At 53.1% G+C, this 11,419-nt stretch carries 10 protein-coding genes; all 10 read left to right on the top strand.

Features of this window, described 5'->3' with window-relative positions; all coding sequences use genetic code 11:
* Positions 1-76 precede the first annotated feature (76 nt).
* The 10 genes from ACFVVF_RS28225 to hslO all read left to right on the top strand — a co-directional run bounded on the left by ACFVVF_RS28225 (position 77) and on the right by hslO (position 11,416).
* Entirely contained in the window at positions 77-802 is a 726-nt protein-coding gene (locus ACFVVF_RS28225) for a vWA domain-containing protein (protein WP_387816518.1), read from the top strand.
* Entirely contained in the window at positions 786-1,745 is a 960-nt protein-coding gene (locus tag ACFVVF_RS28220; protein ID WP_387816516.1) for a protein kinase domain-containing protein, read from the top strand. The genes ACFVVF_RS28225 and ACFVVF_RS28220 overlap by 17 nt, the downstream gene beginning before the upstream one ends.
* A 37-nt stretch (positions 1,746-1,782) precedes the next feature.
* Complete coding sequence (gene tilS, locus ACFVVF_RS28215; RefSeq protein WP_387816514.1) at positions 1,783-3,198, top strand: tRNA lysidine(34) synthetase TilS; 1,416 nt, start codon at positions 1,783-1,785, stop codon at positions 3,196-3,198.
* A 50-nt stretch (positions 3,199-3,248) separates the two neighbouring features.
* Positions 3,249-3,788, top strand: coding sequence for a hypoxanthine phosphoribosyltransferase (hpt, locus tag ACFVVF_RS28210; RefSeq protein ID WP_042171291.1), 540 nt, complete (start codon positions 3,249-3,251; stop codon positions 3,786-3,788).
* Positions 3,789-3,896: 108 nt separating this feature from the next.
* Positions 3,897-5,909, top strand: a complete 2,013-nt coding sequence (ftsH, locus tag ACFVVF_RS28205; protein WP_387816511.1) for an ATP-dependent zinc metalloprotease FtsH — start codon at positions 3,897-3,899, stop codon at positions 5,907-5,909.
* 369 nt (positions 5,910-6,278) lie between these two features.
* On the top strand, positions 6,279-7,217 hold the full coding sequence (nadA, locus tag ACFVVF_RS28200; protein ID WP_387816509.1) for a quinolinate synthase NadA: 939 nt from the start codon (positions 6,279-6,281) through the stop codon (positions 7,215-7,217).
* 41 nt (positions 7,218-7,258) lie between these two features.
* On the top strand, positions 7,259-8,875 hold the full coding sequence (gene nadB, locus ACFVVF_RS28195; RefSeq protein WP_387816507.1) for an L-aspartate oxidase: 1,617 nt from the start codon (positions 7,259-7,261) through the stop codon (positions 8,873-8,875).
* Positions 8,868-9,758, top strand: a complete 891-nt coding sequence (gene nadC / locus ACFVVF_RS28190; protein WP_387816505.1) for a carboxylating nicotinate-nucleotide diphosphorylase — start codon at positions 8,868-8,870, stop codon at positions 9,756-9,758. The genes nadB and nadC overlap by 8 nt, the downstream gene beginning before the upstream one ends.
* Positions 9,755-10,525 carry a type III pantothenate kinase gene (locus ACFVVF_RS28185; protein WP_387816503.1) on the top strand — a complete coding sequence of 257 codons (771 nt, stop codon included), beginning with the start codon at positions 9,755-9,757 and terminating at the stop codon, positions 10,523-10,525. The genes nadC and ACFVVF_RS28185 overlap by 4 nt, the downstream gene beginning before the upstream one ends.
* Before the next feature lie 3 nt (positions 10,526-10,528).
* Positions 10,529-11,416, top strand: coding sequence for an Hsp33 family molecular chaperone HslO (gene hslO, locus ACFVVF_RS28180; RefSeq protein WP_387816501.1), 888 nt, complete (start codon positions 10,529-10,531; stop codon positions 11,414-11,416).
* The last annotated feature ends 3 nt before the right edge of the window (positions 11,417-11,419 follow it).

Genomic DNA, 11,419 nt, shown 5'->3' with positions numbered 1-11,419 from the left:
TTTACGAATCTATTCGTTTATCCTCCTAAACAAAAGGCAAAACTGATAGAAACGATTGTTAGGAGGATGAGCGAGTATGAAACAAATTTTGCTGATTACCGATGGCTGCTCCAATGTCGGCCTTAGTCCCGTAGTAGCAGCGGCGCATGCCAAAGCGGAAGGCATTGCTGTAAATATCGTAGGTGTTCTCGATTATGGCGATGTCGGAGAGTTGGGTGCAGCTGAGATTGAGGAAATTGCTAGAGCAGGCGGAGGTCTGAGCCGTCTGGTCAATACGAGGCAGCTCTCGCAGACGGTTCAAATGATTACGCGTAAGACAGCGGTTCAGTCTATTCAACTGGCCGTTCAGAAAGAGCTGAAGAACGTGCTGGGCAATGGTTCAATCGAAGCGCTGCCGCCCGATAAGCGGAGCGAAGTAGTGCGCGTAATCGATGAGCTTGGCGAGACGACGAAGCTGCAGGTGGCGCTGCTGATCGATGCCAGTGCCAGCATGAAGCCGAAGCTGCGGGCGGTAGAGGAAGCGATTCATGATCTGATGCTGAGTCTGCAGGCCAGACAGGGTGGAAGCGAAATTGCCGTGTTCCATTTTCCAAGCTCCAAGTATGGGGACGACTGCATGATGGATTTGGATTGGACAGATAACTTGTCCGGCGTTTCGTCGTTGTTTCCGAAGCTGCAGATGAATGGAACGACGCCGACAGGGCCGGCGATCATGCATGTTATTGATTTTTACAGACGCGGGGATTATGGTAGGAAGAGCAGAGATGAAACGGATGGGATGATGAGTGACTACGTCGTTTAAGATCAACCTCCGTCGCGGGATGGCGGTGACGGGCAAGTGGAAGCGGAACCGTTACCAGGTCGAGCGCCTACTGGGAGAAGGGGCAAACGGCAAAGTTTATTTGGTTCAGCGGGACCGCAGCTGGTATGCCATGAAAGTCGGCGCAGATGCAGTGGATCTTCAATCCGAGATCAATGTGCTCCAGGCGCTGGCTAAGCAGGAGAAGCCTGGCGGCCGGAGCAGGCAGGACACATTGCCCGGCGGTGCAAACGGCGAACCGTTTCTGATCGATGTCGACGATCTTTACGGTCCGGATGGCCGCGAATATTCTTTCTATATAATGAGATATGTCAGAGGTGTGACGCTCTCGGAGTATTTGTCGCAGAACGGCAAGGAATGGTTTCCGCTCGTAGGGCTGAATTTATTAAACAAGCTGGCTGCGCTCCACTCCAAGGGCTGGGTGTTTGGCGATTTGAAAGTGGAGAATGTGCTGGTGGCCGATTACGGTTATGTGGAATTGGTCGATTACGGCGGTGCAACGGCAGCGGGCAGAGGCATACGGCAATTTACCGAAATTTATGACCGGGGCTATTGGAATGCGGGATCACGTTCGGCAGATGCGAAATATGACCTGTTCTCGTTTGGCGTTCTTTGCCTGCAGCTGCTTGAACCGAAGAAGCTGCAGCAATTAACGGCTGGCTTGCCGCAGAACCGGTCGATTGAGGAGCTGCTGCAGCTTTCTAAGGAAAACGAAACGCTGAAGCCTGTATCCGAATGGCTGCACCGGGCATTGACCGGAGACTTCTGGGATGCTGCCGAAGGCGCAGAGGCTTGGCGGCTGTTGATGCACCGGCGCCAATTAAGGCGGCGTTCCGATACGCCGGGCTGGCTGAAGGGACTCGCAGCCGTCTCGGCGGTGCTGCTGGGCGTCTCCGTCTATTGGCTGATAAGAGGCGGGCTGTAACATTCAAGGATGGGTTAAAGGGGAGATACATAAGGAAATGGGAAGCAGAATGCTGCAGCAAGTGCGAAGTACGGCGGAGCAAGAGGGGTTATGGGCGAAGGGAGACGCTCTGATCGCCGCCGTATCAGGAGGGCCTGACTCGATGGCGCTGCTCCATCTGCTTAGCAGACTGGCGGCCGAGCATGATCTGACGATTACAGTCGCTCATGTGAACCATGGGTTTCGCAAGGCGGAGTCGGCAGCAGAGGCTGAGATGGTAGAGCAGTATGCGGCAAAATTAGGTCTTGCCTTCGAGATGACGGAGCTCGATATGCCCGCATATATAGAAGAGACCGGAATGAATCCTTCCGCCGCTTCACGGGAGAGGCGTTATGCCTATCTGGTAGAAACGGCAGAGAGGCGCGGGGCGGCAGCGATTGTGCTGGCCCATCATGGCGACGATCAAGCGGAGACGATCATGATGCGTCTGCTGCGCGGGACGGGTCTGACGGGCCTGTCCGGGATGGCTGTGAAGCGCCGCGAAAAAAACGTGCAACTCATTCGCCCTCTGCTTCGTATGAACAAGTCAGACCTTATGCAATATTGTTCCGAGCATGAGGTGCCTTATTGCGTGGATAGCAGCAATAATGAGCGCTACTACTTCCGGAATGTCATTCGGCTTGATGTCCTTCCGTACTTAACACAGTTTAATCCGCAGCTGTCCCATTCACTCCGGAGGCTCGCTGATGTAGCGGGAGCTGAGGATGAATGGATGGAGCAGCAGGCGGAAGAAAGGTTTGCGGAACTTGTAGCGTCCTCCCCCGGCGAATGCAAGGTTCGCGGCAGTGATTTGACCAGTCTCCCCGTCGCTTTACAAAGGAGATTGATTAAACTAATATTAAATTATCTTTCTAATGATACGGTTTCGGCCGCGTTTGAGCACATCGAAGCGATGCGCCTCGCCGCCCGGACCGATGCTCCGAGCACCTGGCGCTTCGATGCCGGAGCCGGAATAAGATGCATGCGCGAGTACGAGGTTATGCGCTGGATCCGCTCCGCAAGCTTTGCTTCCGGAGGAACGGAGGACAGCGATTACGCGTACGAGCTTGACCGTTCTGCTGAAAGCTGGCAAGTGTCGGAAGGCGGACTGACGCTTGTTGCCCGGCATGGCGGTCATGTGAAAGCCAAGGGTCGAAACGAAGCCTGCTTCGATGCGGAGAAGGTTGTTTTTCCGTTGGTGGTGCGCAATAGGCGTCCTGGAGACCGAATTTCCGTTTTAGGATTAAATGGCTCCAAAAAAGTGCAAGATATGTTCGTTGACGAAAAGATTGCTCCATCCGCAAGGGAGAGGTATCCGCTTCTATTTGATGCGGAGGGCAGGCTGCTCTGGATTCCGGGCATTCGAAGGTCCGGTCATGCGCTGGTTGACGAGGCGACGAAGGAGTTCCTGTTCATCCGATTGGAAAACGAATAAGAAACGCTGTTATACTCATAAATATAAGGAAGTGTAGGGGGATATTTATTTTGCTTAACGATATTCAAGAGGTGTTGTACGACGAAGGGCAGATTCAGGCCAAGGTCAAAGAGCTTGGCGAGACATTGAGCCGGGATTTTGGCGGGCGGAATCCGCTCGTTATTTGCGTCCTGAAAGGCGCATTCGTTTTTATGTCCGACCTGGTGAAGAAAATGTCTATTCCGCTTGAGATTGATTTCATGGCCGTGTCCAGCTACGGGCAATCCACGAAATCGTCGGGCGTCGTGAAAATCATCAAGGATCTGGACGCTTCGGTCGAAGGACGGGACGTTCTAATCGTTGAGGATATTATCGATAGCGGGCTGACGCTCAGCTATTTGATCGACGTGCTCGAACGCCGCAATGCCAAATCGGTTACGGTCGCTACGCTGTTTGACAAGCCGGCTAGACGTGCGGTTGATCTGGAAGCGGACTACACGGGCTTCTCTCTGCCTGATGAGTTTGTTGTCGGATATGGCCTCGACTATGCGGAGCAATACCGGAACCTGCCGTTTATCGGCATACTCAAGCCGGAAGTATACCAGAAGTAGCAGTTCTAATAAGCGTTTCAGGGCCAGCTTTCCTCCGAATCAAGCTCTATTGAGATGGAAAGTCATGCTATGGTAAAATATTAGAAGCGTCTTGAGAGGAGGTAGGGGATGAATCGGATCATCCGTAATACTGGATTTTATTTGATCATCTTTTTGGTAACTGTCGGGATTATCCAGTTTATCAGTAAGCAGAATGACACTACCGTTGGAATACGATACGATGAGCTTCGTACCGCCATCAGCGAGAACAACATCGAGAAGCTCACCGTCAAGTATGAGGGGTATACTTATTTTGTAGCTGGTAAATATAAAAAACCGCCTGTCGGCGCGAAAACCGAAGAGCTTTCGTTCACGACAAGGATCGGCCTGGATGCTGGGAAAGAGATCATTGACGCACAGGGGCAGAATAGGTTCGAATTGGATTACAGGAAAATGGATACGCCAAGCGTATGGCTTACGCTCCTGACCTCCATTATTCCATTCGTCATCATTTTCGTATTATTCTTCTTCCTTATGAATCAGGCGCAAGGCGGCGGCGGCAAAGTGATGAACTTTGGCAAAAGCCGGGCGCGGCTGTACAACGAGGAGAAGAAACGGATTACGTTCGAGGATGTCGCAGGTGCCGACGAAGAGAAGCAAGAGCTTGTCGAAGTCGTCGATTTCTTGAAAGACCCTCGCAAGTTTAATCTGGTTGGTGCACGCATACCGAAAGGCGTCTTGCTTGTAGGCCCTCCAGGTACCGGTAAAACGTTGCTCGCCCGTGCAGTTGCAGGCGAAGCAGGCGTACCGTTCTTCAGCATCTCGGGTTCGGACTTCGTTGAGATGTTCGTCGGCGTAGGCGCGTCCCGCGTCCGCGACTTGTTCGAGAATGCGAAGAAAAATGCGCCTTGTATTATCTTTATCGATGAGATTGACGCAGTTGGCCGTCAGCGCGGCGCCGGACTCGGCGGCGGACATGACGAGCGCGAGCAAACGCTCAACCAATTGCTCGTTGAGATGGATGGCTTCGGCGCGAACGAAGGTATCATTATCGTTGCTGCAACGAACCGTCCTGACATTCTCGACCCTGCGTTGCTCCGTCCTGGACGCTTTGACCGTCAAATTACGGTTGACCGTCCAGATGTGAAAGGACGCGAAGCGGTGCTGAAGGTTCATGCCCGCAACAAGCCGCTTGAAAAAGATGTTAAGCTGGATATTATCGCGAAGCGTACAACGGGCTTCACAGGCGCTGATCTGGAGAACCTGTTGAACGAAGCGGCGCTGCTTGCAGCCCGCCGCAACAAGAAGGATATCGGAATGCGCGAGGTAGACGAGGCAATCGACCGTGTTATTGTCGGCACGGAGAAGAAAAGCCGCGTTATCAGCGAACGCGAGAAACGGATTGTTGCCTACCACGAAGCCGGCCATACGATTATCGGCTACTTCCTGGAGCATGCCGACCAAGTACACAAGGTTACGATCATTCCTCGCGGCAAAGCCGGCGGCTATGTCATTATGCTTCCTAAGGAAGACCGGATGCTGGTGACGAAGCAGGAATTGCTCGACCGCGTTACTGGCTTGCTGGGCGGACGCGTTGCTGAGGAATTGTTCATCGGCGAGATCGGCACTGGCGCTTACAGCGACTTCAAACAAGCTACGAGCATTGTCCGCAGCATGATTATGGAGTACGGTATGAGCGACAAGCTTGGTCCAATGCAATTCGGTCAGTCCCAAGGCCAAGTATTCCTTGGACGGGACTTGGGCCATGAACAGAACTACTCCGATGCGATCGCTTACGAGATCGACCAAGAGATGCAGCGTATGGTGAACGAGTGCTACACGATTGCGAAAAACCTCTTGACCGAGAAGAGCAAAGAGGTGCATATCATTGCACAAACCTTGCTTAACGAAGAGACGCTGGAGCTTGAGCAAATCAAGAACCTGATCGAGACGGGCTCGCTTACAGGCGAGGGCTCATCCGAAGGCGGCAGCGCCGATGGAGAAGCAACATCCGAACCGATTGTCGATACGATTGGCGGCGTTAAAGTACGGATCCAAACCCGTGAAGCTGGCGATATTACGCCTCCTGCACTGGATGAGGAAAAACCGTCCGGTGACGACGGAGAACCAACGAAGTCTTAATGAAGTAGAGAAGCCCGCAAGGCCATGTGCCAAGCGGGCTTTTCTTTATCGTTAATTGAGAGGTTAGAAATATAACAGTTCCAATCGATAATCCATAGCTTTACTTATATTAGGACAGGCAATCAGGTGATTTCGAGGCTGATAGCGCCGATGGAAATAAAAAATATAAATTGTGACGGAAGTTTGGCAATTCACGCATTGACAGCGCCTTCCGCCTGGAGTAAATTAAACCTTAACAAATGTATTATTATAAACATTCTAATCATCAGGCTTGACTCGACAATGTTTGTGCATCAATTCACAAAGTCGGTCGGCCATAACTCGGAATGGGATTCACCGCCCATCCCTCATAAGAGGAGAGGATCAACTGTGGAAGCATTGGCGCTGGAACGCAAAGCGGAACAAAACCGCGAGCTGCGGGAACGGCTATTGCAGCTGAAGAAAGAACGGAATGCAATCATTCTTGCTCACTATTACCAACGGGATGAAATACAAGAGGTAGCCGATTTCCGCGGGGATTCCTTCCTGCTGGCTCAGAAAGCGGCTCAGACAGATGCTGATGTCATCGTTTTTTGCGGCGTTCATTTTATGGGCGAGAGCGCAAAGATACTGGCTCCTAATAAAACGGTTATTATTCCGGACGAACGCGCCGGCTGCCCGATGGCTGACATGGTCAATGTGGACGGCTTGCGGAAGCTGAAAGCGCAGCATCCTAACGCGACGGTTGTAACCTATATCAACTCTTCGGCAGAAATTAAGGCGGAGACCGACATTTGCTGTACTTCGGCGAATGCGCTCAACGTTGTCAATTCAGTTGAAGGCGACGAGGTGATTTGGGTACCGGACAAAAACCTCGGACACTATGTACAGCAAAACACCGACAAAAAGATGATCATTTGGGAAGGCTATTGCAATACCCATGATATGCTGACGGTGAAAGACGTTGAGGAAATGAAAGCGAAGCACCCGAACGCGCAATTCGTCGTTCACCCGGAATGCCGCCCAGAGGTTGTTTCGCTTGGCGATTTCGTTGGCAGCACGACTGCAATCATTAAATATTGCAAAGAATCCGACTGCAAGGAATTTATCGTCGGAACGGAAGACGGAACGGGATACCAGCTGCGTCTGGACAGCCCGGATAAATCATTCCATTTTGCATCGAAATATTTGGTTTGCCCGAACATGAAGGTGAATAATTTGAAGAAGCTGGTGAAATGTCTCGAGACAATGCAGCCGCAAATTTACGTTCCGCCGCATGTAGCCGATCAAGCTCGTCTTTCCCTGGAGCGCATGTTACTCGTGAAATAGGAGGAGCATGCGCTACTCCTATGCCTGGAGGCGCCAACGTTATGATTCCTAGATACTTAGTAGATGTTCAACTGGATGAACTGCCAGTTATCGATAAAGACGTTATCGTAATCGGGGCCGGCATTGCCGGTCTTTTTACCGCATTGCGCGCCAGCGCCAGCGGCAATTCCGTACTGATGATTACGAAGAAGTCGCTGCTCGACAGCAACACCCGGTACGCGCAAGGCGGAATCGCAGCCGTTATTTCGGAGGATGATTCACCGGAGTACCATCGCCAGGATACGCTGATCGCCGGTGCAGGGCTTTGCTCTGACGAAGCCGTAAACGTGCTCGTGCATGAAGGGCCAAATGGCGTGAACCGCCTTATTAAGATGGGAACCCAGTTCGATCTGGAGAATGGGGAGTTTGCTCTTACGAAGGAAGGGGCGCACAGTCAGCGCCGTATTCTGCATGCAAATGGCGATGCGACGGGTTATGAAATCGTTCGCGCGCTTTCAGAGAAAGCAGTAGCTGATCCTCAGATTGAGGTGTGGGACGACCATTTCGTTATCGATCTTATTACGGAGGAAAGCGAATGCTGCGGCGTTCTCGTGCAGAAACCGGACGGCCAGCGTCTGTTCATTCGCGGGAAAGCGACAGTTCTTTGCTCCGGCGGCGCAGGCCAGTTGTACCGTTATACAACCAATCCGGACGTCGCTACAGGCGATGGCATTGCCATGGCTTACCGTGCAGGCGCCTATATTCAGGACGTGGAATTCATTCAATTCCATCCGACTTCGCTTTGTTATCCGGGAGCGCCTCGTTTCCTGATCTCGGAGGCGGTTCGCGGCGAAGGCGCCGTGCTTCGCAATATCAGGGGCGAACGCTTCATGGAGCGGTATCACCCGCAGCTGGAGCTTGCCCCTCGCGATGTCGTTGCGCGGGCGATCGTCTCGGAGATGGAGGAGACTAAATCGACCTTCGTCTATCTTGATGTGACGCATGAGTCTGCGGATATGATCACGCATCGTTTTCCGAATATCTATGAATTCTGCCTGAAGTACGGGCTTGATCTGACGACCGACTGGATTCCGGTGGCGCCTGCCGCCCATTATATGATGGGAGGAGTCAAAACCGACCTGAACGGGGAAACCAATATTGGCAGATTGTTTGCTTGCGGTGAAGTATCGTCTACAGGCGTTCACGGCGCGAACCGGTTAGCGAGCAATTCCTTGTCGGAAGCGATCGTATTCGGCAAGCGTATTGTCGATGCGATTAATAAGCTTCCGAAGCTGGAGACGAAGCCGTCGATTCAGCCGGAGGAGCTGCGCGTAGATGCGCCGATGCAGGCTGTTGTTGAGAAACGGTTGAAGCTGCAAAAGATTATGGTGAGATACGTCGGACTGCGGCGGGATGCGAAGGGCTTGGAGCGCGGGCTGGAAGAGTTAAAGCGGCAGCTGCCGATCTTTGAGTCCGTATTGACGAAGCGGGAAGAATTCGAATTCGCCAACCTGCTCACCTGTGCTTTGCTGACGACAGAGGCGGCGCTGCAGCGCGAGGAAAGCCGCGGCGCACATGCCCGTGAAGACTTTCCGGAGCGCAACGATGAAGTATGGCGCAAGCATACCGTCTTGCACCGCTTACATGGAATGACAGAGGAGCGAATTGTTCATGCTTGAGACGAATTTCAACGGCTTCGGCTATCGGCAAACGTTGAAAAATCAAATAAACGGCTGGCTCGCTGAGGATGTCGGCAGCGGCGACGTCACGACGGCGACTACCATTCCGGCGGAATCGCAGTCGAAAGCGGTCATTCACGTCAAGGAGAGCGGGATCATCGCCGGCCTTCCTGTAGCTCAGCTTGTATTCGAGGTTGTCGACCCTAGCCTTGTGTTTGAGGCGAAAGTGGCAGATGGCGACTATGTAGAGAAGGGGACTGTTATCGCAATTGTGGAGGGCAGCACGCATAGCTTGCTCACAGGCGAGCGTCTTGCTCTCAATCTCATGCAGCGGCTGTCCGGCATCGCTACGAAGACGAATGCGTTTGTTGCGGCTCTTGAAGGGCTGCCTGTCCGGCTGGTGGATACGCGGAAGACGACGCCCGGCCACCGGCTGCTGGAGAAGTATGCAGTCCGCATCGGCGGGGGCTCCAACCACCGCTTTGGCTTGTATGATGCGGTTATGATCAAGGATAATCATATTAAAGGGGCTGGCGGCATTCGTGAGGCTGTCGAGGCTTCAAGAGCGAGTATTCCGCATACGATGAAGATCGAAGTGGAGACGGAATCGATGGAGCAGGTTGAAGAAGCGCTTGCCTGCGGCGCCGATATTATCATGCTCGACAACATGAGCCCTTCTCTAATGAAGGAAGCGGTAGCCCGTATCAAGAGCCATTCTCCTCGGGTTATCGTCGAGGCTTCCGGCAATGTCCGGCTTGATACGATTCATGCTATTGCATTATCCGGCGTCGACGTCATATCGGTTGGAGGACTGACCTATTCTTTCAACGCGCTGGACATTAGCTTGGATCTGAACGCGAAGAAGGGAGGATCGGCCTCATGATTCTCGTTATTGATGTAGGCAACACCAATATCGTGCTTGGCGTCTATAAGGGCAAGGAACTGCTGCATCATTGGCGGTTAAGCACCAATCGTTCCGCTACTGTGGACGAGTATGGCATCAATATTCATAACTTGTTTCATTTCGCCGGCCTGAAGCTGGAACAGATGGATGGCGTCATTATCTCTTCTGTCGTTCCTCCGCTTATGCGGGCATTGGAGCAGCTATGCTTGAAATATTTGCGTAAAACGCCGCTGATCGTAGGGCCCGGAATTAAGACCGGCTTGAATATCCGCTACGAGAACCCGCGGGAGGTGGGCGCCGACCGCATCGTCAATTCAGTGGCGGGCATTGAGAAATACGGCTCGCCGCTCATCATCGTCGATTTCGGAACGGCGACGACCTTCGATTATATCGACGGGGACAGCAATTACCTCGGCGGAGCAATCGTGCCGGGCATCGGCATTTCCACGGAGGCGCTGTACCAGCGGGCGGCCAAGCTGCCGCGCATCGAATTGGTGCGCCCGAAGAGCGTAATAGGCCGGAATCCCATTACTTCGATGCAGGCTGGCATTATTTTCGGCTATGCAGGTCAGGTAGACGGCATAGTGAAACGCATCCGCAGCGAGTTCAAGGTTACGCCGCGCGTCATTGCGACAGGCGGGCTTGCAGAGTTAATCAGCGCGGAATCGGAAACGATAGAGGAAGTTGATCCTCTTCTTACATTAGAAGGACTGCGTATCATTTATGAACGGAATCAGGAGGTTTAAAGCATGGAACAATTGAAGGACGTACTCGTACGGGGCACGGCTTGGGGCGGTAAAATCCGCGTCTTCGCCGTTCGTACGACTCAGCTGGTCAGCGAGCTTCAACGCCGTCACGGAACGCTGCCTACTGCGACTGCAGCTCTAGGCCGCGCAGCAACTGCCGGGGCAATTATGGGATCGATGCTTAAGGGCGAAGAAAAGCTGACGGTTCAAGTGAAAGGCGACGGTCCAATCGGTCAAATCGTCATCGACGCCAACGCGCATGGCGAGGTTCGCGGCTATGTCGACAATCCGGACGTGCTGCTGCCAAGCAATGAACACGGGAAGATTGATGTTGCCGGCGGCGTGGGCCGCGAAGGCTTTCTTCATATTATTAAAGATCTCGGCTTGAAGGAGCCGTACCGCGGCAGCGTGCCGCTTATTTCCGGGGAGCTTGCCGAGGATTTCACGTATTACTTTGCGCTGTCGGAGCAGACGCCATCGGCTGTTGGCCTTGGCGTACTGGTTGAGGCGGACGGAACCGTCCTGCATGCGGGCGGATTCATTGTTCAATTGCTGCCGGGTCTGACTGACGCCGAAATTACCCGTCTGGAGCAAGCGGTTGGCACGATGCCGCATGTAACGGCGCTGCTGGATCAAGGCGAGACGCCGGAGGAAATTCTGCGCTGGCTCGTGGGCGACGATCTGCAAATTCACGATACGATGGATATCGTGTTCCAATGCAAGTGCTCGAAGGACCGTGTCGCACAGACGCTGGTCAGCTTGGGCGAGGCTGAGCTGCAACAACTGATTGATGATGACGGAGAAGCGGAAATCGTGTGCCACTTTTGCAACGAGGCGTATACCTTTGATCGTGAACAGCTGGAGAAGCTGCTCGAACAAGCGAGACCGTAGCCT

Source organism: Paenibacillus sp. NPDC058174 (assembly GCF_042883865.1).
Lineage (GTDB): Bacteria > Bacillota > Bacilli > Paenibacillales > Paenibacillaceae > Pristimantibacillus.
This window is presented reverse-complemented; position numbering and strand designations above follow the sequence as displayed.